Raw genomic sequence first — 19,318 nt, 5'->3', positions numbered from 1 at the left:
AACCTTCAACGAGAGGTGCAAAACCGATCATGTTTCGAAGAGTGCTGCTCTGCGTCGCCATCGTGCTGGCCGGAGTCGGCGTCAACGTCGCCCCGGCGTTCGCCGCCGACTACGCGGTGCTGATCTTCAGCAAGCGACCCGGCGCCGGAAGTGACGATCCTTGACGTGCCGACCAGCCGGGGCCAGTGCTGCCACGTCGGTGGTGACATCGACTTCGACGCGGCCGGCAATCTCTACCTGTCCACCGGTGACGACACCAACCCGTTCGACTCGGCCGGTTCCGCGCCGATCGATGAGCGGCCCGACCGCAACCCGGCGTTCGACGCGCAGCGCACCGCGGGTAACACCAATGACCTGCGTGGCAAGGTGCTGCGGATCAAGCCCTCGGCGACGGGCGGCTACACCATCCCGGCCGGCAACATGTTCGCACCCGGCACGGCGAAGACCCGTCCCGAGATCTACGCCATGGGCTTCCGCAACCCGTTCCGGATGAGCGTCGACAAGGCCACCGGGGTCGTCTACCTCGGTGACTACGGCCCCGACGCCGGCACCGCCGATCCGCAACGCGGACCCGCCGGCACGGTCGCGTTCGACCGGATCACCCAGCCGGGCTTCTTCGGCTGGCCGTACTGCTCCAACTACAACACTCCCTACCAGGAGTTCACGTTCCCCAACGGGCCGTCGGCCGGACCGTTCAACTGTGCCGGTGGGCCGACGAACAACTCGCCGAACAACACGGGTCTCACCACCCTCCCGCCGTCCCAGCCCGGCTGGCTGCCGTACGGTGGCGCGGGTCCCTGGCGTCCCGAGTTGGGCGGCGGCGGGCCGATGGGGGGTCCGGTCTACAACTACAACCCGGCGCTGGTCTCCGATGTGAAGTTCCCGGCCTCCTACGACGGGAAGGTCTTCATCGGCGAGTTCACCAGCCGTTGGATCAAGACCAGAAGGCCCTGTACTCAGGTAAGCACAAGCGCCACGGCATCAACGTGCAGGTCCTCGCCGATCCGTCGGGCCGGCTCGTCTGGGCCTCACCCGCGCTGCCCGGTGCAGTCCACGACCTAACCGCCGCCCGCATCCACGCACCGATCGATACGTTGACCAACAGCGGCGTCATGACCCTGGCGGACATGGGCTATCAAGGCGCTGGCGGCACAATCCGCACGCCGGTCAAACGCCGTCGTTCTCGACCCCGGCTCTCGCGACGCCAGCGTGCCGTCAACAGATCCCACGCCCACGTTCGCGCCATCGGTGAACGCACAGTTGCAACCCTCAAGACACGGATAAAAGTCCGAATTTGGAGCATTGAGCTGGTTTCGGACGGTAGCTGGCTGGCGTCCGTGTCTGAGAAGTGAGCGTCCCGGCATGTCCTCCCTGGTCCAGGCGTTGTCAACGTTGCGTAGCGAGTCCTCGAGGCGACGCCTCGGGGACTCTTCCGTATCCGTCCGCGCACGTCCGTCCAGGTTGGCGAACATCGGAGCAACCACCGAGCAACCAATAGGCCGCTGGCGAGCCCCGTCACGCCGCCGAGGCGATGCCCTTGACGATGTGCACCGGAAGCTGCCGCCGCGCTTCCCGACTCGCCGGATCATCAAGGAAGCCTCAGCAGCCGGTGGCCGACGCCTTGGGCAGCCGGATGACCCGCAGGTCGTCGAGGTGGTCCCGGTGCTCGACCGCCACGGCGGCGCTGCCGTCGGGGGCGACGGTGACGTCCCGGAAGTCGGCGGCCGCCAGCCGCTTCGGCGGCCGGCCCCGCAGCTGGTCCAGGTATAGGCCGTCCTCGCCGTCGCGGTTCGCCGACACCACGACGGCGCAGGACGGCGTCCGGGCCATGTCCCACGGGCGGCGATAGCCCCGGCCCCGGGTCACCACGGCACCGTCGGCCCCGCCTCGCTGATAGACGTTCCAGGCCTCCTGGTTCCGGTCGCCGGCGGGGCGGCCGAGCGTGGTCGGGGCCGCCATGAACAGCAGGCCGCCGGCGTACGGCACCGGGAAGCCGGCCGCGCCCAGGTCGGTGCAGTCGCGCGCGCGGCGGGTGTAGCTGCCCGCCAGCGCCCACGAGCGGCCGTCGAGGGCGACCGGGGCCTCGACCCGCACGCCGGACGCGGTGAGCTCACCGAGCCCGGCGCACTGGTAGCGGCTGCTGGCGACGATCGGGGCCGACGCCGCCGGCGGCCAGGCCACCTGGTACACGAGGCCGAGTTGGCCCGCCGGCACGCCGGTCAGGTCCATGACCTCCTCGCTCGACCCGGTGGCCGGGTCCACCGCGATGAGCCCGGCCCGGTCCGTGCAGCCGCGCAGCAGGCCGAGCCGGCCGTCGTCGCGGGCGTGCAGCGCGGTCAGCCCCTCGCCGGCGCACCGGGGGCCGGCGAGCGTCACCTTCTCCGCGCGCGCCCCGGCCCGGGTCCGCCACACCTCGTTCGAGTCGCCCGACGAGTACTGCGACTGGCGGAGGAAGTACACGTAGCCGTCGGCCGCCCACACCGGGTCCTCGTACAGGCCGCCGGGGGTGTCCAGCCGCTCGCCCGCCGGCGAGGCGATCCACCAGGTCACTCCGGCGGCGGCCAGGACCAGGCCCAGCCCGGCGGCCAGCAGCACAAACCATCGACGAATGTGCACCCGTTGCATGCTACCGGCCTAGTTCCGGCAGCCGGGTTTGGTCGGGTCAGGCAGATCGCTGGCGAAGTCCAGGTGATCTTCTGCTCGTCGTCGGTCAGGTCCGACTTGGGCGGCGTCGGGCTCTGGTAACAGGCCGGGTTGCCTTGGCACGGGTCGGTCTGGTCGCAGTCCCCCGGCCCGGTGCACGTTCGAAGACCGTCCGGGTCGTTGCCGTTGACCGGGTTGTTGCTGGCGTAGGCGTAGCCGCCGATCTGGTTGAGGTCGTTGCCCTCGAAGATCGGGTCGCGCTGCAGGAAGCGGCCGGTGAGCGGGTCGTAGTTGCGGGCGCCGAGCAGGTTCAGGTTGGTGGCGGGGTCGGCGGGCTGGTTGACGAAGGTCCGGTTGTCGGCCCAGGAGCCGGGCGCGGTACCGCGAACACCGCCGAACGGGGTGAAGTACCGCCGCTTCTCGGTCTGCGCGGGGCCGGCATCAATGGTCACGGTGTGGGTGCCCTGGGCGTTGCCGAACTCGTAGGTGCACGCGCCGGCGGCGCGCCCCGAGCAGACCGAGCGGCGCCTCGCCGCCGCCGAGGACCAGCTCGCCCTGTGGCGGATCGTCGCCGGCTACGGCCCCGCCGTGGACAGCGGCTCGGCAGAGGTCACCGCCCAGCTGTGGACCGAGGAGGGCGTGTACGACACCTACCCGGTCGTGCTCAACGGCCGCGACGCGCTACGCGGCATGGTGAACGGTGAGCGGCACCAGGCCCTGATCCACTCCGGCGCCGCCCAATGGGCCTGCCGCACATCGTCGACGGCGACCGGGCCGTCGTGACGAGCTACTCGCAGCTCGTGCTCAGCGCGCCCGACCAGAACGGCTACCGGATCTGGCGCACCGGCTCCAACCGGTGGGAGTTCACCCGCACCGACGATGGCTGGAAGGTGACCCACCGCTGGAACCGCCAGCTCGACGGCACCGACGAGGGCCGCGAGGTCCTCGCCCGCGCTGTCGGCCCCGAGGCCTGAGCCGTCATGCGCATCGGCCACAGCTCCCCTGTCCTGGCCGACTCCGGGCCCCGTCCCGCATGGGAGGCCGAGGCCGGGGTCGCCGAGCTGCGGGAGGCCTTCACGACCGCCGACCGGCTCGGGTTCGACTTCTTCACCTGCCCGGAGCACGTCAGCGTGCCACCGGGGTTGGCCCGGGGTGAGCGCTTCTACGACCCTGTCGCGACATCTCCTATCTTGCGGCGATTACAGAGCGGATCCGCTTCCTGCCGTACGTGCTCGTGCTCGGCCTGGCCCGTCTCGACCCGATCGGCCGACCGGAGGCCGCGCTCGACCTCGTCGGCCAGATCGGCGAGGCGGGGCCCTTTGCGACCGGGCATCAGGTGGTGGGCCGTGCCGCGGACCCGGCCACGGGCCCCAGTCGGCGTCGGCAGGTAGCGCGCCCCGGCCACGACGTGGGTCGTGGCAAGGGTGTCGGCGAGTGCCCCGAGCGCAGCCACGACAGCGGGGCGGCCGGCATGGGACACGTGGGGAGCGAGGTGGGCCGCGGCTCAGGGACGACGAGGACGCCGTCCGGGACGAAGAGCGTGCCGACCGCGGCTACGTCACGGTCATCGGCGGCCGCGGCATACGTCTCGGAGAGCGCGCGCAGCGCCGTGAGGTCGGCCACGTCGAGGCTGGTCACGCCGCGGGAGCGATCGCCGCGCGCACGGCGTGGACGAGTTCGGCAATGGCACGCTCACAGTCACCGCGGGTGTAGCCGAGCAGTGCGGTCTCGGCCGGATCCGGTTCGTAGGCAAGGACGCTTCCACGGCCCTGGACGATCATCGAATCGGGCATGAGGGGGTGCGGCTCGTCGAGTTCGGCGATGGTCCGGTTGCCCCCGGCCGCGTCGACGAGCAGCTGGAAGAACTGCGCGAACGTGAGGTTGGCGTCACCGATGAGGTGTGCCGCGCCTGCCGTGCCGCGGTCGAGCGCACCGCCGATCGCCTCGGCCAGGGACCGGACCGACATGTAGTTCGTGCCGCCGGCCGGTGCGTGGTCGGGGATCTGCGGCTCGTTGCCGGCTGCCCAGGAAACCATGCGGCCGTAGCGCTTGACCGTGATGCCGGGGATGGCACCGATGATCGAAGGCGGGTTGAGCGTGCAGACCGTGAAGGAGTCGTCAGCCAGCACCCGGGCTCCCTCGTCGGCGGCGCGGCGGGCGGCGACGTACGCGTTGGAGTCGGCCAGGGCGGGTCGCAGGTGGTGGTAGTAGCTGCCGACCTGGACGAAGCGGGAGACACCCGCGCTCTTGGCGAGCGCGGCGAAGGCCGGCACCCCCACGCTCTGGGTCTCCCTCCAGAACTGCGTCTCGTCAACGTCGCGGGGCAGGTGGCGCACGTCCTGGCCCGCAGCGAAGACGACCGCGTCGAAGGGCGCCAAATCCTCCCGCGTGAAGGTCTGGTGGGTGTAGTCCCCGCGGAGGACGGGCAGGTCGGCGACGGGCGAGTCCGCATCGACCGCCCCTCGGGCCGCGACGGTAACATCGTCTCCCCGGTCCCGCAGGTAGAGCGCAGTGTGGGCCCCGATCATGCCGGTTCCACCAACCACGAGCACCTTCATCGTGAGGTCTCCTTGCGTAGTAAGGCGACTCCCCGGCGCGAATCAGGGAGCCAGCACGACTTATAAGCCTACAAATCAAGCGTTTGGTAGGCAGCCGCGGGAGCATGCTTTGACTTGGCGAGCATCAGGGCAACCCATCCGACGGCGCAGGCGCTCAAGCGACAGCCACCCGCGCCTCCGACGGCGTGCCTGCCGACCCGGATCGCCGAGCAACGCGCCCGCGACGCGCAGCGCTCCCACGGCAACACGACCCGGACGCGTGATCCTGCCGTACAACCAGGACACCCTGTGGCCGGGCGGCACCTTCGCCGGCGCCATCGGCGCACACGCCGGCTCGTTCAGCGGCAAGAACGCCGACGATCTCGTCATCGTGCAGAACGGCAACCTCGCCGTCGCCCAGAACACCGCCGGCAACGCCACCACCTGGACGATGACCAGCAACATCACCAAGCCGGCCTGCAGCACCTGCACGAACTACAACGACGTCGACTGGTCCGCGGTACGCCAGATGATCGCCATCCCGTCGACGGCGGGCGGGCGGCCCAGCATCATGACGCTGGAGTTCTGGAACGACAACATCCAGCTGCTGCTGTACACCCCGACCGCCACCGGCATCGGGTTCAACACCCCCACGAAAATCGCCGGCAACTACAGCGACTTCTGCAGCTGGACTCCGTCGGTCCCGGGGAAACGTTCCGCCAGCTGGCCGACCTCGCCGGCGAGCTGTGCGAGCTCGAACGGCCCCTGGCCGCGCACCTGGGCCGGCTCGCCGGCTATCACGACCGGTTCACCGCCGCGCTGGCCCGGGCCGGCCACGACCCGGCGTGGATCACCGGCATCCGAGGTCGACTCGTGCCATCGGATCTGGTACGAGCTCCACGAGGACCTGATCGCCACGCTCGGCATCACCCGGTAGCCGCATCGCGCAGGCCGGCCCCGAGGAGCACCTGCGCCTGAGTCGAGCGCCGCCTGCGCGGCGCCGCGTGAAACTCACCCGAGTCCACTGGAAATCCGATGCTCGGCGCCGCGGAACGCGCCGGCCCGTCCCGCAGGCATGCGTGCCGGGCCGGCGCTTCATGCGACCCCTCTGCGGTGGTACGCCGTCAGAGATACAGAGCGGTGGTGCTGGCGCTGCCGAAGCCGGGTGCCGTAATGGTGAGCATCGTTGCGTGCTCCGGACGCCAGAGCGGTAGCGACACCCGGCCGGTGCCGTCATGCGCCGACAGCGTGAACGTCTGTGTCCGTGGGTCATAGACCCTTATGCTGCTACCCGGGAGGGTCTGCACGACGTAGTAGTCCCAGCGGACCTGGAAGCTGGTCTCGCCGAGGACGTTGTCGTCGAACGCGACCATCCACTGTTGGGTGGAGTGGTCGAAGTAGGACTGGATGTTCGTGGCCACCGGCACGTCGTAGGTCTTGCAGCCGAGCCCCCGGTGGGGCAGCAGGGAGGCGCCGGGCGGTGTCACGTTGATCGCCCACGCGCAGACGGTGTGGCTGCCGTGGCGCGAGGGCACGACGGCGTCGAAGCCGCGGTAGGCGCCGAAAGACGGGTATGCGGCGGCGACATCGGGGCGGTAGGCGTCGGCGGTCAGCGTCTTGGCGAACGCGTCGTCGATCCAGATGTCGACCAGCAGCGGGCCGCTGCTGTCGTGGTCGGCCGCCCACCCGGTGACGCGCACCCCGTTGCCCACGAACGTCAGCGTGTCGTATGCGCCGAGGGGCGCAGTGTCGACGGGACCTGGGTCGGGGTCCCCGCTGTTGCAGGTCGGCGGGGGCTCGGGCTGGTTGCATCGCGACGCCGCATGGGCGGGCGCGCCGGGTGCCGCGGCGGCTCCGGACAGTGCCAGCAGCACTGCGAAGCCGGTGCGTATGAGTGTTCTCCTCATGATGGTGAGCTCCTCGCTGAGGACGGTCCGCGGATGGCCGACCGTCACCGTCCCTCGTGGACGGTGGCGCCACCGTAGGCGCTTCATCGCTCAAACTTCACCAGCCTGATCGAGTTCCCGACTCCGGCACGTTGCGACGCAACCGCTGACTCGCCTCGTGTGTCTGCCCAATTGTGAGCACAGGGCTCGGGACTTCCTCCCGGCCGCTTGGGACTGCTGTCCCTTGCTCTCTGGGACAGCCAGCCGGCGCAGCCAGACCCGTCGAACCAATGAGGGAATGGCGGAGGTCGAGTCCCTGGACCCCATTGATCTGCAGCCTTTCGTTGACCTGAGCATCGTCAACGAACTGGACGTCGTCGAGCAGGACCCGGCAGTGGCAGACAAGTACGGCGCCTACTTCCGCTCGCTGTTCGCCTCTTGGGCTCAGGTCGCCTCCGCGCAGGTCACGGCCAAAGCCAGGCAGGTTCTGGGCTTCTAAAGGGTCTGGCCGCCGTCCGGTGCCGGTTCGGCTGTCTCTCTACAGGCCCAAGTTGGCACCTCTGCGCCTCTTGCGCTGGACCCGTCTCCGGTAATAAGTTCTCGCCAACAACAAAGGATGTTAACTGTTTCCCGGGACGCCGCGGCGGGAAGCAGCGCGGATCAGCCCGTTACGACCCGATACCCGTTGTCAGGCAACCGCCAGCCCGCCAACCTGACGGGACGCCGACCCCGCCCTCGGGAGTCCGCATGTGCATCACAACCGTTCCGTACTTCCCGCCACCATCCTCACCCCACTTCGTCTGATCGGCTGGCTCGCCGGCCAACCACGCGCCGCCAACGACGGAGACCCCACCGCCGTCGAGCCACCACGTCGACGTACGCCGTAGCGAAGCCGCCCACCGCAACCTCTGCGGCCGCGTCGACGGCAATCCGCCGCCCCTGGGTCCTGCCCACAGGACCCGGCCGGCCTCAGCGGCCTGCACCGTGGTTCCCCGGCAGCTGCGCCGACGACCCGGCACCGCCCGCGTGAATCGCGGCTCGCATCGACGCGGCAGCACGGACCGTTGCGTGCCGCAAGACCGGGCATCTCACGACGCGGCCAGTGCAACACCCCTCACTTTCGTGCACAGGCCAGATAGGAGAAAGCTCCGTGCGTCCACCCGTCCCCAAGCTGATCCGCGCCGCCACAGCCGCGGTGCTGTTCACCGCGACCGCGGCGACCGTCGGCGCGGTACAGATCCTGCCGGCCCACGCAGCCGGCGAGCCCTACCGCGACCCGACGCTGCCGATCGCCACGCGCGTGGAAGACCTGCTGTCCCGGATGACCCTGGACGAGAAGATCGGCCAGATGACCCAAGCCGAGCGGGCCGCGGTCACCAACCCGCAGATCACCCAGTACGCGCTCGGTTCGCTACTGTCTGGCGGCGGGTCGGCCCCGACCCCGAACACCGCCAAGGCGTGGGCGGACATGTACGACGGCTACCAGAACGCCGCCCTCGCCGGCCGCCTGGGCATCCCGATCATCTACGGTGTCGACGCCGTACACGGGCACAACAACGTCTACGGCGCGACGATCTTTCCGCATAACATCGGCCTGGGCGCTACCCGCGACCCGGCGCTGGTGCAGAACGTCGGCCGGGCGGTGGCCGAGGAGGTCTCTGGCACTGGCATCGACTGGGACTTCGCACCCTGCCTGTGCGTGGCCCGTGACGACCGATGGGGCCGCACCTACGAATCGTTCGGTGAGAAGCCTGACCTGCCGATCCAGATGGCGACCATCATCGATGGGCTACAGGGTACGTCGCTGAGCGGCCCGGCGAGCGTGATGGCCACCGCGAAGCACTTCATCGGCGACGGTGGCACCACCAACGGCGTCAACGCCGGCAACGCGCAGATCAGCGAGGCGGAACTGCGGGCCATCCACCTTCCGCCGTTCCAGGAGGCGGTGCGCCGCAATGTCGGCTCCGTGATGATCTCCTACAACAGCTGGAACGGGGTCAAGGACCACGGCAACCAGTACCTCATCACCACGCTGCTCAAGGGCGAGCTCGGCTTCAAGGGCCTCGTTGTCTCCGACTGGAACGGCATCGACGAGATCGACGGCCAGCCCGGCTTCACGGCGGCTGAGGTAAGCCAGGCGATCAACGCCGGTATCGACATGGTCATGGTGCCGACCGCGTGGCAGCAGTTCATCACCACACTGCGTGGCGAGGTACAGAACGGTCATGTGCCGATGTCGCGCATCGACGACGCCAACCGGCGCATCCTGACCAAGAAGTTCGAGCTCGGCCTGTTCGAGAAGCCGTTCACCGACCGCACCTACACACCGACCGTCGGCAACGCGGCGCACCGGGCGCTGGCCCGCCAGGCGGTGCGCGAGTCACAGGTGCTGTTGAAGAACGCCGGCAACGTCCTGCCGCTGGCCAAGAGCAATAACAAGATCTTCGTGGCCGGCAAGAGCGCCGACGACATCGGCCTGCAGTCCGGCGGCTGGACCATCTCCTGGCAGGGCAGCAGCGGCAACATCACCCCGGGCACGACGATCCTGCAGGGCATCCGGGCCGCGGCGGGCACGGGCACCACGGTGACGTACAACGCGAACGGCACCGGCATCGACAGCTCCTACAAGGTCGCCGTCGCCGTCGTCGGTGAGACGCCGTACGCCGAGAGCGCCGGCGATCGGCCCAACGGCCTGGGTCTGGACAGCACCGACCTCAACACCCTCAATACCCTGCGCGCATCGGGCGTGCCGGTCGTGGTCGTGCTCGTCTCAGGCCGGCCGATGGACGTCGCCGCGCAGCTGCCCAACTGGAACGCCCTGGTGGCGGCATGGCTGCCCGGCACCGAGGGCAACGGCGTGTCCGACGTGCTGTTCGGCGACTACAACCCGACCGGAAAGCTGCCGATGACCTGGCTGAACAGCTTCGGCCAGGAACCGATCAACGACGGCGACGGCAAGACCGGGCTCTTCCCGTTCGGGTACGGTCTCAGCTACGGCAGCCAGCCGCAGAACCGCAGCGCCTACACCCAGATCGAGGCCGAGAGCTACGACACGCAGGCCGGCACCCAGACGCAAGCCACGACGGACACCGGCGGTGGGCAGAACGTCGGCTATATCACCCCAGGCGACTCGCTCGGCTATACCAATGTGGACTTCGGCGGCACGTCAGCGGCGTCGGTGAGCACGCGGCTGGCGTCCGGAGGGTCGAGCGGCACCGTCCAGTACCGGCTCGACTCGACCAGCGGTCCGATCATCGCCAGCGTGCCGGTCACGCCAACCGGTGGGTGGCAGAACTGGACCACAGTGACGACGAACCTTTCCGGCTCAGCGACCGGTGTGCACGCGGTCTACCTCACCTTCACCGGCACGGCGGGCACGGACTTCGTCAACCTCAACTGGTTCCGGTTCAACGCGGGCAGCACCAACGGCACCCACGTCGGTCCGATCACCGGCTACGGCGGCAAATGCATCGACGTGGCCGGTGCAAGCGCCGCGAACGGCACTGCCATCCAGCTCAACACCTGCAACGGCACCAGCGCCCAGCAGTGGACGGTCGGCGCCGACGGTACGCTCCGCGCACTTGGTAAGTGCATGGACGTCACGGGGGCACGCACCGTCAACGGCACCCGGATCCAGCTCTACGACTGCAACGGCACCAACGCCCAGCAGTGGAGCCGCAGCGGTTCCGCGCTCACCAACATCGGCTCCAGCCGTTGCCTGGACGCGACCGGGACCAGCTCTGCAGACGGCACACCACTGCAGATCTGGGACTGCACCGGCAGCGCGAACCAGCAATGGACCACGCCCTGACACGCACGAGCGGACAGCCCGATCCGGGTCACGACCCTCCACGTGACCCTGATCGGTGGGCGGCGCGGTCCGGCACCCGCCGCCCACCGCGGGCCCGACACGACAGGCCGCGATTCATGCGAGCCACGTAAGCGCGATGGCCGCTGCTGAAATGACCGCCCAGATCAGGTACAGCGGCCATGGGCGTGGTGTTGCCGGAAGCCGAGGCGGTGGGCCCACCTGGCCCGTGTCGAGCGCGATGCGTCGCGCGTGCCGCAGTGCCGCGGCCAGCTGCCAGGGCGAGCGGGCAACGCCGGCTACCGGCCGGCCGGCTGCCACCGGGATTCTGAACTCGGTCTCACCATCGGTCAGCAGCACCGCGCCGTCCTCGGTGATCTCGATGCCGGTGTCCGGTGTCCAGGCCGAACGACGCTGTCCCCATGGTGTCAGTACCGAGATGCCGCCGACGTTCCAGCATGCGCGAGGCCGTAGGGAGTACCGCCACGCCAGCTCGCATGCCACGCCCGCGTTGACGACGCCGAGAACCACGAGCGCCATGGCCGGTAGGGTCCCGGCGGCGGACACCATCGTGACCGTGACGATGGCTGCCGCCTGCACCACCATGCCCGCCCAGGAGCGAAGTGTCGCGGCGCGGTGCTCCCGGACAGTGGACGGATCCTGGTCATCCGGCAGGAGATCGGCCAGGTCGACGGCAGGTTCGCCGTCGTCCTCGATATCGGCCGGCAGGCCCCGGTCACTGTCGTACGGGACGATCTCCACCTCGGCGACCGGCCTGGTGGGAACGCGGATGCGGCCATGCACCTCCACCGCGCACCACCCCCCGGCTCGGGGATCGCCGAACAGGGTGGCGGGCACCGTGCGCACCCGCGTGCGGGCATGGGAGTCCTCGTCCACGCCGTCCGGTGGGCATTCGTGGACGACGACGATGTTGAACTGCCGCGCACTTCCCGGTGGGCCGGGGACCAGCACGGTGATCTCATCACCGTGGTCGAGCACCCGCACGGCATGGACCGCTTGCGGCTCGGCGAACAACCGGTGCAGCATCCGCCGCCGTCCGTAGGCCCGGGCGAGCAGCGCCACTCCGCCGCCGACGACCGGCACCAACGGCAGGAACAGCACCGTGATGTCGTACGGTTCGGTGCTCAGCTGTCGCAGCCCGGCGCCGTCCACCAGCACCTCGACTCGGCTGCCGACCGGGTAGTCGGAGGCGGCGAGTACGTCGGCGTCGAACTCCGTGCCGTCCGGCAGCCTCAGTCGGACTGCGGCGCCGTCGTCCACGTGCTGCAGGACCTCGGCGGTCACGCGGTCGGCGGCGGCCTGCTGCGCGTCGACCTGATCCTGCCGCCATAGTGTCAGGCCCATGGCCGCCAGACCGGCGGCCACCAGCAACGCCCCGGCGACACCGCTCAGCGCACCCACCCCCGGCAGCCGGTGTGGTGCCGGCGGTTGCCGCCGGAGAGCACTCGCGAGCGGCTCCTCCCAGCGCAACCGTGCGACGCCGACCACGGCGGCGAGCAACGCCAGTGGCAGCAACGCGCGCCAGCCGAGCTGGGACTCGTCGACCCGGCCGGCGATCGGCCACAGCACGGCGCACACCGCGGCCGCGCCCACGGCCGCCCACCTGTGCAGGTAGGACATCACCGCGGTCGCCGCGAGCACGCCCGCCGCGATGGACATGACCGGCTCCGGATCGCATCCACCGGCCGTGCAGGAGACATCGGGCACGGTGAAGACGGTCAGCAGCAGGACCGCCGCCGCGGCACCAGCGACGAGGTGATCAGCGCGGGGGTACGGACGCATGCAATTGATCATGCCCAACTGCGGCGGCCACCGCCAACCAGCACGACCCGCGCAGACACGGCGGCTAGTACTCGTCGCGACCATCACCGGACGCGCCGAACGTGTCCTTGAAGGCGGCCGGCCCGGTGCGTTGCACGTCGACCAGCTCGTTCTCGAACCGGGTCAGGCCGACCGGGTCGCTCAGGTCGGGATCAGGTACGGCGGGATGCGCGCGCTGCACGTTCATCCTGCGCAGCGTTTCGATGGACTGTTCCGGCGTATCGGTCAGCGGATCGCCGGGCCCGTTGAGCGAGGTCTTGAGCAACACAAGCGACCCATTGCCCGTACCCCATATCTCCTGCGAACTCGCCGACGGTGACCCGGCGTCTCGCCCTCGTCCGGCTCGACACCGGGCATCAGAAAGGTGCGTATGCATTGCGGTGGCACGGAACAGGACGGGCCAGGTGAAGTCGACGCGGAGCACTGGCCCCGATGGTCACCCGTTCTTTCGTTCCCCCGTGGTACCCGAATCGGATGCAGGATGCTCAGCCGACTGCATAGGCTTCTGACGGTAGTAGCGGGCCATCGGATTTGGACGGTGCAGGTCGCGAATTTCACGAGGGATGGCACCTCGATCAGCGCGTTCGCATCGCCGGCCGCCTGAGGTGACGCGGCGGCGCGGCACAAAGCGCGAGCGTTTACGAACAATCGTCCGACATGGTTGTCTGCCGGCCCGCTACACGCGGGAGTAGCCGAACTCGGCACCGATCTGCGTCAGATCCCACCGCGATTTCTCGATTCCAAGGAGTAAGCGCTATGGCGACTGCCCGAGAGAAAATCATTCAGTACCTGCAGGAAACGCGCGCGGCCGAGTACGCCGTGACCACCCTCCTCGCCGCCAACATCGCCGTCACCGCTGAAGGCGACTATCGGCGGCGGCTGGAGTCCCAGCGGCGACGCTCCCGCGAGCGGGCGTATCGGGTGTCCGATCGGCTGGGTGAGCTCGGGGCGCGCCGCAGCCTGCAACACCTGGGCGTCAACGCGGCCCTGATGATCGGCGGGCAGGTCGCCGCCTTGTCGGCCGTACCCTTGCAGCTGTTGCGTGGTCCGGACGTCGAAGACCGAGTGTTGAAGAACACCCGCGACCTGTGCGCAGCCGCAGCCGTGCTGGACGCTAACTATCGGGCGTTGGAGCAGATTGCCCAGACCTGCAGAGACGAGGTCACCGCAAAACTCGCCGTCGACCTGCGCGCAGAGAGCGAAGACATGCTGTCCGAGTGCTTCACGGCGCTGGATCGCCTCGCCGGGGCGGTGATCTTCGGAGAGTTCAAGGGCGAATTGGCCTACCAGATCCAGAGTATCGGCGCGGTCCAGATGCTTCGGCTGCCGCAGCTGCGTGAGAGCATGTACCAACTCAGGGACGCAGCCGTCGACGTGCTGCGGTTCGCTCGAAGCCGGGCCATGCCGTACGAGGCGCGGCTGGAGGCGCGGACCATCATCCCCGACTACGACAGCCTCTCCGTCGAGCAGATCCGGGACTCGCTGACGCGACTCTCCCAGGGGGAGTTGGCCACGGTCAATGCCTATGAGCACGCGACCCACAACCGCACCCCGATCGTGGAGACCATCCACAACCTGCAAGGCAGAGAGCCTTGGCCGGGATACGACACGATGACCGTTATGGAGATCCGTTCCCGCTTGCGGGACGCGGACGACGACCAGGTCCGCGCGGTGCTCGACTACGAGCGAGGCCACAAGGACAGGTCCTCGATCCTCAACGCTTCTGAGATGATCCAGGCCGCGGCCTGAACCGCCCCGTACGGCACGGATCATGCACTCCAGATGGTGAGGTCCCCCACCCCGCCTTGCCGCAGGGCCGGCAGTAGGCACCCAAGGACAACCCGGCCGGATCAGCGTGTGCAGCAGGGGGCCGCTGCGGCGCTGCTGCGGTGGGCCGGTTTGGACAGAGACCTCGACGGTCTGTCGCGCGCACCTGCTCCCCATGGCCGCCGCGGAGCGAGCAGGGCCACCGGAGCGGCTGTGGCGCTGCGTGATGTCGCCCGACCGTCGGAGTGGACGCTGAGGCGCGCTGCTGGCTCCTGCCCGCACCCGCGCTGTCCGCGATGAACAGGCGCTGCGCATGTCGCTGCTATCCACGCTGACCGCCGGCGAGGCACGCCAGCTCGTCCACCACTACCTCAGCGACGCCGAAGGTGCCCACGCCGAACTGCTTGACATCGCGGCCGCGGCCGACGCCGAAGACTATCCGCGCGGACGGCTGCGCTTCGGTCGGCTCGCCATCGAGTACGGCATCCGCAGCTACCAAGCACAGCAGGAGTGGGCTCGCTGGGCCCTAGAACAACTGGGCACATCCGCCGCAGGTGACTGACGGGCCCGATCTCCGAAGCCCGTCTTCCCTCGCTTGTGCCACCGAGTGCTTCGGGTTCACGCGCATCAGCGCATTCCTAGCCCGCGGCAGCCGCACATCCGTGAGTGCGGCTCGCATAAGGCAAACCGGACAAGCCTCCCGTTGTGGACGACTTGCTGCTGGCTGGAACACGAAAGCCCAGCTAATCGAGCCGGGCTCCAGGGATCAATCTGAATGTCTAAATTGTCTTGGTGAACCAAACTGGGGTCGGACTCGCTGCAGGTTGAAAATCAAGCTAAGGGGCGTGTTTGATGCTCGACTCACAGCGCACAGGCGTCGTGCCCGGTGGTCGGGCGGATCGGGTCGAGCGGCCGTCAGGTGACTCGTGGGCCGTGGCGTCGGGCGGTGGTGAGGTTCAGCCGGATGGGCAGGTCGGGCGCGTCGAGGGCGTGCCGGGCGTGGGCGAGGGCGTTGTGTTCGATGTTGCGGTGCAGGGCGGCGAGGTCGGCGTCGCGGTCGGCACGGACGGTGACGGCCAGCCGCGGATCGGCCGGGTCGCCTTCCACGCGGGTGCGGGCGGAGCGCACGCCGCGGTACTGTTCGATCTCGCTGGAGACGGCGTCGACCAGCGCGGCGGAGACGAGGGTGGTACGCCCGGCGGCGCGATCCCCGGCCACGCGGATGCCGGCGAGCCGCCCGGTGGAGAACAGGACGGCGAGCAGCCAGCGCAGCGCCAGGAGCGCGACGACGACCGCGATCACCGCCAGCACGGGCCATAGCCAGTCGCGTTGCGAGATGACGAAGCGGACGACGTCGTTGTCCACCAGGGTTCGGTGCGCCGCACGCCCGCCGAAGACTCCCGCCCCGAGCAGGAGTCCGGCTACCCCCAGACCGAGCAGGACCAGTCCGAGGATGGCCAGCGCGACGCGGTTGGCGCGGTCGGCATGCATCAGTGCGCCCTGGCGGAGATTCGCACGGTCAGCTTCGGGGACCGGCGCAGCTGGAGAGCGTCGAGGCGGGACCGCGCGGCCTGCGTGACGCTGTCGCGCAGCGAGGCCGCCGGTGCCGGCTCGCGCGCGATGGCCTTCGCGCGGACGCGCAGGCGTCGGCGCCGGACGGTGACAGCAGCGTCGTCGACGCCGGCGACGTCGGTGACCGCGTCCCGGACCGCCTGCCCGACGCCGCGGCGGGTGTACGCGGCGTCGGTGGCGGGGTTGTCGCTGTCGGCGGTCAACCTGCCGGGCCGGCGTGGTTTGAGCTCCATGCCCAGGAGCACCAGCCCGGCCACGGCGAGCAGCAGGCAGATGAGCCGGACCTCGCGGCTGGCCCACGTCATGTGGCCGGCCCACCGGTACGCGGCGAGCCAATCCACGGTGACGGGCCGATTGCCTGTCAGGACGGCGACGACGTCGACCACGACCACCACCGCGCCCGCGACGAGCGCGAGGCTGACGATCACGGCGAGCAGCCGGTTGACCAGTCTCACAGCGCGCCTCCTGCCCATGCCCGCTACCGCACCCGCGACGGCGGGAACCCCGTGGCCAGGTCGGTCACGACGATGCGGACCTCGGCGATCGTCAGGCCGGTCAAGGATGTCAGCCGTTCCCGAACATGACGGCGAACCGCGGCGGTGACCTGCGGCACCGACGCCGGCCAGCGCACGCCGATCTCCAAGTCTATGACGGCGACATCGCCTTCGACGCGGGCCGACGCCCTGGGCGTGGTCCGGCCGAGGGCGCGCCGCGCGGCGGCTGCGGCGTCGGGCATTTCCAGCACCGCACGCGAGGCGAGCTTCGCCACCACCTTCTCGGCAATGCTGATCGACCCGGTCGGCGGCACGACCGCACGGGGCTGCGCGCCGGACGGCATCATTTGCCGCTCCGGGTGATGCGGTAGCTGCGCAGGTCCACATCGCCGGCGACCACCTTGGCGACGCCGTAGCCGAGCGCGGTGAACAGCGCGACGATCAGCATCTGGCCGAAGCTGCCGAAGGCCACCGCGAATCCCAGCGCCATGCCGATCGCGGTACCGAAGGCGATGCGGTTCATTGCTCTCACGTCCTTGCCGAAAGAGTGCGGGCGGAAACGGTGCGGGCCGGCTAGCGGACCCGCGTCGTTCGGCGGCGCCGCGCCAGGATCCGCAGCAGCCGGACCAGCAACGGCCGGTGGCGCACGACGATCACCCGGACCCGCCGGGATATTGGCGGCGCAGCGGGCCCGTCGAACGCCGCCAAGCCGGCGATGAAGACCGCCGCGTCGCCGCCACGGTCGGGATGGTGGGCCCGGATGAACGCCCGTCGCCGCGCCTGCCGCTGCAATTCGTCGTTCACTGCTTCCACTGCGTCGCCTTCCGGACCGCCGGCCCGGCGGGCGGCGGGTCGGTCAGGTCGGCGATGACCACGTCGACGCGCCGGCCCGGCGCGAGGGCCCGCAACGCGTGGCGAATCTGCTCGGCGACCTCCGCGGCGGGCACGCCCCACCGGGCACGGATCGCGATCTCCACCGTGTGCGGCCTGACTCGCACCCCGCCGACCTGCTGCCCGGGCAGGTAGGTCGCCGGGCCGCCGCGGGGGCCGACGAGCAGGCCGGCCACGGCGGCGCAGGCCTCCACGGCAGCCGCCACCGCCGCCACGTCGACGCCGTTCACCACGGCCACCGGCGAAGTGGGAGCGGTCGTCATGACACCCGCGACTCGCCGCGCGCCTCGTCGGTCTCGGGCAGGTGGACGTCGTCGACGTTGATGTTGACCTCGACGACCTCCAGGCCGGTCATCCGCTCGATGGACTGCTTGACGTTACGCTGGACGCCACGGCCGAGATCGGCGATGCCGACCCCGTACTCGACGACGATGTCCAGGTCGACCGCAGCCTGCGTCTCCCCCACCTCGACGCCGACGCCCTGAGCGACGTTGGGCCCGGCACTGCCCGGGATTCGCTCCCGCAGCGCCCCGAACGCGCGGCTGCCGCCGGTACCCATGGCGTACACGCCGCTGATTTCCCGGCAAGCGATGCCGGCGATCTTCTGTACCACGCCTTCAGCGACGCTGATCCTGCCCTCCTCGGTGGCGAGCCGGTTCTGCTGGATCGGGCCTTTGACCTCCGTACCGCCGCGGGGCGCCGGCTTCGTCTCGGCGCTCGCGCCGGTCCTTGGCGAGGTCTGAGTCTGGGTCATGGGACGAGTACTCCTTCGTGATCGAGGGCCACGAGGACACGCGGCCTCGCGGCCACCATCTCTTTGACACCGGCGACGGCGAAACCTCGCGCACCAGCCGCAGGATTTCTTTGCGCGCCCGTGGGCACGTCAGCGCACATGGGCGCCCGTTCCCCCACCGCTGGCCGGCCGCCCCGGACCACCTCCGGCCCGGTCGACGACACGCAGCTGGTGCGGCGCGCGCGGGACGGCTGCCTCGACGCTTACCGCACCCTCGTCGAACGCCACGCCCCGCGCGCCTACCGGGTCGCCCTTGGACTGCTGGGAAGACGCGAGGACGCCGAGGACGTCACCCAGGAGGCGCTGCTGGCCGCGTGGCTGGCCCTGCCCACCTTCCGGGGTGACGCCAGCTTCGCCACCTGGCTGTACCGCATCGTCACTACCCGGGCGCTGAACAAGCGCACTCGCACCGCCCGGACCCGGCCGCTCGACACGATGCCCGAACCGACCGATCCGGCACGTGGCCCCGCGGAGCAGGCCGAAGAGCACCTGGCCGCCGCCGCGGTCACCGAGGCCGTCACCGAGCTGCCCGCCGCCCAGCGCGTCGCGCTGGTCCTGTACCAGTTCGAGGGACTCAGCTACGAAGACATCGCCGAGATCACCCACAGCACCGTGCCGGCGATCCGAAGCCACCTGTACCGCGCCCGGCGCACGCTCGCCACCAGGCTGCACGACTGGAGGTGACCGTGCGTCAACCCCCCTCCCGAGCCTGGACCTGTCCGTGGTGGCGCGGTTGTTCCTCCGTGATCGGTGAAGCGTCTGCGGATCTTCTTCCATCTCCAGCAATGCAGCACGGTGAGCCACCGGATGATGCGCCACCAGACGAAGTGCCCAGCCGTTCAGGATCTGGTTGAGCCTGCCGCGATCCGCAACCGCAGCCGCCGCTGACCGCCACAGCACGGCGGGACGGGCCCGGTTCGGCCAAGCCGCGATGCCCTTCCACGGTCGGGCAATACAAATGTGGCCGGGCACATCAACGATGTGCCCGGCCACACGCATCTGCGCTATTCAGGCGACCCTTTTCGTGACACCAGATCAGGTGACGCCGAGGTGACCGAGAATGTCCGGCACCGCGACCACCAGGC

At 69.8% G+C, this 19,318-nt stretch carries 22 protein-coding genes and 2 pseudogenes; 11 read left to right on the top strand and 13 right to left on the bottom strand.

The window, feature by feature from the left end; all coding sequences use genetic code 11:
• Positions 1 to 29: 29 nt before the first annotated feature.
• From AB0M46_RS04525 to AB0M46_RS04515, 3 genes and pseudogenes are all read left to right on the top strand, one after another.
• The gene (locus AB0M46_RS04525) at positions 30 to 164 is read left to right on the top strand and encodes a hypothetical protein (RefSeq protein WP_363332884.1); all 135 of its coding nucleotides are present in this window, start codon (positions 30 to 32) and stop codon (positions 162 to 164) included.
• Positions 148 to 939, top strand: a pseudogene (locus AB0M46_RS04520) (PQQ-dependent sugar dehydrogenase); the annotation flags it as partial. The gene AB0M46_RS04525 and the pseudogene AB0M46_RS04520, both read left to right, overlap by 17 nt.
• Positions 939 to 1,277: pseudogene (locus AB0M46_RS04515) on the top strand (transposase family protein); the annotation flags it as partial. The pseudogenes AB0M46_RS04520 and AB0M46_RS04515, both read left to right, overlap by 1 nt.
• Before the next feature lie 322 nt (positions 1,278 to 1,599).
• On the opposite strand, the gene AB0M46_RS04510 reads toward AB0M46_RS04515, so the two are convergent.
• A complete protein-coding gene (locus AB0M46_RS04510; protein ID WP_363332883.1) occupies positions 1,600 to 2,616 on the bottom strand; it encodes a hypothetical protein in 1,017 nt (338 codons plus the stop codon).
• Entirely contained in the window at positions 2,547 to 3,095 is a 549-nt protein-coding gene (locus AB0M46_RS04505; RefSeq protein WP_363332882.1) for an RHS repeat-associated core domain-containing protein, read from the bottom strand. Before AB0M46_RS04505 ends, AB0M46_RS04510 begins: the two co-directional genes overlap by 70 nt.
• A gap of 34 nt (positions 3,096 to 3,129) precedes the next feature.
• On the opposite strand from AB0M46_RS04505, the gene AB0M46_RS04500 reads away from it, so the two are divergent.
• Positions 3,130 to 3,426 carry a nuclear transport factor 2 family protein gene (locus AB0M46_RS04500; RefSeq protein ID WP_363332880.1) on the top strand — a complete coding sequence of 99 codons (297 nt, stop codon included), beginning with the start codon at positions 3,130 to 3,132 and terminating at the stop codon, positions 3,424 to 3,426.
• Positions 3,423 to 3,617 carry a nuclear transport factor 2 family protein gene (locus tag AB0M46_RS04495; RefSeq protein ID WP_363332879.1) on the top strand — a complete coding sequence of 65 codons (195 nt, stop codon included), beginning with the start codon at positions 3,423 to 3,425 and terminating at the stop codon, positions 3,615 to 3,617. Before AB0M46_RS04500 ends, AB0M46_RS04495 begins: the two co-directional genes overlap by 4 nt.
• Before the next feature lie 660 nt (positions 3,618 to 4,277).
• Here AB0M46_RS04495 and AB0M46_RS04490 read toward each other — a convergent pair.
• Entirely contained in the window at positions 4,278 to 5,201 is a 924-nt protein-coding gene (locus AB0M46_RS04490; protein WP_363332878.1) for an NAD(P)-dependent oxidoreductase, read from the bottom strand.
• A 259-nt stretch (positions 5,202 to 5,460) separates the two neighbouring features.
• Between AB0M46_RS04490 and AB0M46_RS04485 the strand changes: the two genes are divergently transcribed.
• Positions 5,461 to 6,117 carry a hypothetical protein gene (locus tag AB0M46_RS04485; RefSeq protein ID WP_363332877.1) on the top strand — a complete coding sequence of 219 codons (657 nt, stop codon included), beginning with the start codon at positions 5,461 to 5,463 and terminating at the stop codon, positions 6,115 to 6,117.
• Between the two features lie 187 nt (positions 6,118 to 6,304).
• Here AB0M46_RS04485 and AB0M46_RS04480 read toward each other — a convergent pair whose 3' ends face one another.
• Positions 6,305 to 7,087 (bottom strand): hypothetical protein, encoded by a 783-nt coding sequence (locus AB0M46_RS04480; protein WP_363332876.1) that lies wholly within the window; start codon positions 7,085 to 7,087, stop codon positions 6,305 to 6,307.
• Positions 7,088 to 7,364: 277 nt separating this feature from the next.
• On the opposite strand from AB0M46_RS04480, the gene AB0M46_RS04475 reads away from it, so the two are divergent.
• Both AB0M46_RS04475 and AB0M46_RS04470 read left to right on the top strand, forming a co-directional pair.
• A complete protein-coding gene (locus AB0M46_RS04475) occupies positions 7,365 to 7,565 on the top strand; it encodes a hypothetical protein (protein WP_363332874.1) in 201 nt (66 codons plus the stop codon).
• Positions 7,566 to 8,216: 651 nt separating this feature from the next.
• Positions 8,217 to 10,877 (top strand): glycoside hydrolase family 3 N-terminal domain-containing protein, encoded by a 2,661-nt coding sequence (locus tag AB0M46_RS04470; protein WP_363332873.1) that lies wholly within the window; start codon positions 8,217 to 8,219, stop codon positions 10,875 to 10,877.
• Positions 10,878 to 10,991: 114 nt separating this feature from the next.
• Here AB0M46_RS04470 and AB0M46_RS04465 read toward each other — a convergent pair whose 3' ends face one another.
• Both AB0M46_RS04465 and AB0M46_RS04460 read right to left on the bottom strand, forming a co-directional pair.
• On the bottom strand, positions 10,992 to 12,677 hold the full coding sequence (locus AB0M46_RS04465) for a hypothetical protein (protein WP_363332872.1): 1,686 nt from the start codon (positions 12,675 to 12,677) through the stop codon (positions 10,992 to 10,994).
• A 64-nt stretch (positions 12,678 to 12,741) separates the two neighbouring features.
• Entirely contained in the window at positions 12,742 to 12,984 is a 243-nt protein-coding gene (locus tag AB0M46_RS04460) for a hypothetical protein (RefSeq protein ID WP_363332871.1), read from the bottom strand.
• A gap of 488 nt (positions 12,985 to 13,472) precedes the next feature.
• Here AB0M46_RS04460 and AB0M46_RS04455 point away from each other — a divergent pair, with 488 nt between their 5' ends.
• Together AB0M46_RS04455 and AB0M46_RS04450 are read left to right on the top strand one after the other, a co-directional pair.
• On the top strand, positions 13,473 to 14,465 hold the full coding sequence (locus AB0M46_RS04455; protein WP_363332869.1) for a hypothetical protein: 993 nt from the start codon (positions 13,473 to 13,475) through the stop codon (positions 14,463 to 14,465).
• Positions 14,466 to 14,745: 280 nt separating this feature from the next.
• Complete coding sequence (locus AB0M46_RS04450; RefSeq protein WP_363332917.1) at positions 14,746 to 15,045, top strand: hypothetical protein; 300 nt, start codon at positions 14,746 to 14,748, stop codon at positions 15,043 to 15,045.
• A gap of 353 nt (positions 15,046 to 15,398) precedes the next feature.
• Here AB0M46_RS04450 and amaP read toward each other — a convergent pair whose 3' ends face one another.
• The 7 genes from amaP to AB0M46_RS04415 are packed head-to-tail and all read right to left on the bottom strand — an operon-like array spanning position 15,399 to position 18,194.
• Positions 15,399 to 15,974, bottom strand: a complete 576-nt coding sequence (amaP, locus tag AB0M46_RS04445) for an alkaline shock response membrane anchor protein AmaP (protein WP_363332867.1) — start codon at positions 15,972 to 15,974, stop codon at positions 15,399 to 15,401.
• Positions 15,974 to 16,510: a DUF6286 domain-containing protein gene (locus AB0M46_RS04440; protein WP_363332866.1), complete on the bottom strand. Its 537-nt coding sequence runs from the start codon at positions 16,508 to 16,510 to the stop codon at positions 15,974 to 15,976. Before AB0M46_RS04440 ends, amaP begins: the two co-directional genes overlap by 1 nt.
• 23 nt (positions 16,511 to 16,533) lie before the next feature.
• Positions 16,534 to 16,896 (bottom strand): Asp23/Gls24 family envelope stress response protein, encoded by a 363-nt coding sequence (locus tag AB0M46_RS04435; RefSeq protein WP_363332865.1) that lies wholly within the window; start codon positions 16,894 to 16,896, stop codon positions 16,534 to 16,536.
• Positions 16,893 to 17,072, bottom strand: a complete 180-nt coding sequence (locus AB0M46_RS04430) for a hypothetical protein (protein WP_363332864.1) — start codon at positions 17,070 to 17,072, stop codon at positions 16,893 to 16,895. The genes AB0M46_RS04435 and AB0M46_RS04430 overlap by 4 nt, the downstream gene beginning before the upstream one ends.
• Positions 17,073 to 17,122: 50 nt before the next feature.
• Positions 17,123 to 17,353: a hypothetical protein gene (locus tag AB0M46_RS04425; RefSeq protein WP_363332863.1), complete on the bottom strand. Its 231-nt coding sequence runs from the start codon at positions 17,351 to 17,353 to the stop codon at positions 17,123 to 17,125.
• On the bottom strand, positions 17,350 to 17,703 hold the full coding sequence (locus tag AB0M46_RS04420; protein ID WP_363332862.1) for a hypothetical protein: 354 nt from the start codon (positions 17,701 to 17,703) through the stop codon (positions 17,350 to 17,352). The genes AB0M46_RS04425 and AB0M46_RS04420 overlap by 4 nt, the downstream gene beginning before the upstream one ends.
• A complete protein-coding gene (locus tag AB0M46_RS04415; RefSeq protein WP_363332861.1) occupies positions 17,700 to 18,194 on the bottom strand; it encodes an Asp23/Gls24 family envelope stress response protein in 495 nt (164 codons plus the stop codon). The genes AB0M46_RS04420 and AB0M46_RS04415 overlap by 4 nt, the downstream gene beginning before the upstream one ends.
• 138 nt (positions 18,195 to 18,332) lie before the next feature.
• Between AB0M46_RS04415 and AB0M46_RS04410 the strand changes: the two genes are divergently transcribed.
• Positions 18,333 to 18,917, top strand: coding sequence for an RNA polymerase sigma factor (locus AB0M46_RS04410; protein WP_363332860.1), 585 nt, complete (start codon positions 18,333 to 18,335; stop codon positions 18,915 to 18,917).
• Positions 18,918 to 19,318 lie beyond the last annotated feature (401 nt).

It is taken from the genome of Dactylosporangium sp. NPDC051485, assembly GCF_040682015.1.
Lineage (GTDB): Bacteria > Actinomycetota > Actinomycetes > Mycobacteriales > Micromonosporaceae > Dactylosporangium.
Note: the sequence above shows the minus strand (reverse complement) of the source record. Positions and strands in the feature narration are given on the sequence as shown.

What these genes read in the sequence shown, in the direction of transcription:
- AB0M46_RS04480 (WP_363332876.1), bottom strand. Translation starts at nt 7,087, where the DNA reads ATGAGGAGAACACTCATACGCACCGGCTTCGCAGTGCTGCTGGCACTG.
- AB0M46_RS04420 (WP_363332862.1), bottom strand. Translation starts at nt 17,703, where the DNA reads ATGACGACCGCTCCCACTTCGCCGGTGGCCGTGGTGAACGGCGTCGAC.
- AB0M46_RS04435 (WP_363332865.1), bottom strand. Translation starts at nt 16,896, where the DNA reads ATGATGCCGTCCGGCGCGCAGCCCCGTGCGGTCGTGCCGCCGACCGGG.
- AB0M46_RS04455 (WP_363332869.1), top strand. Translation starts at nt 13,473, where the DNA reads ATGGCGACTGCCCGAGAGAAAATCATTCAGTACCTGCAGGAAACGCGC.
- AB0M46_RS04465 (WP_363332872.1), bottom strand. Translation starts at nt 12,677, where the DNA reads ATGCGTCCGTACCCCCGCGCTGATCACCTCGTCGCTGGTGCCGCGGCG.
- AB0M46_RS04430 (WP_363332864.1), bottom strand. Translation starts at nt 17,072, where the DNA reads ATGAACCGCATCGCCTTCGGTACCGCGATCGGCATGGCGCTGGGATTC.
- AB0M46_RS04415 (WP_363332861.1), bottom strand. Translation starts at nt 18,194, where the DNA reads ATGACCCAGACTCAGACCTCGCCAAGGACCGGCGCGAGCGCCGAGACG.
- AB0M46_RS04490 (WP_363332878.1), bottom strand. Translation starts at nt 5,201, where the DNA reads ATGAAGGTGCTCGTGGTTGGTGGAACCGGCATGATCGGGGCCCACACT.
- amaP (WP_363332867.1), bottom strand. Translation starts at nt 15,974, where the DNA reads ATGCATGCCGACCGCGCCAACCGCGTCGCGCTGGCCATCCTCGGACTG.
- AB0M46_RS04410 (WP_363332860.1), top strand. Translation starts at nt 18,333, where the DNA reads ATGGGCGCCCGTTCCCCCACCGCTGGCCGGCCGCCCCGGACCACCTCC.
- AB0M46_RS04525 (WP_363332884.1), top strand. Translation starts at nt 30, where the DNA reads ATGTTTCGAAGAGTGCTGCTCTGCGTCGCCATCGTGCTGGCCGGAGTC.
- AB0M46_RS04475 (WP_363332874.1), top strand. Translation starts at nt 7,365, where the DNA reads ATGGCGGAGGTCGAGTCCCTGGACCCCATTGATCTGCAGCCTTTCGTT.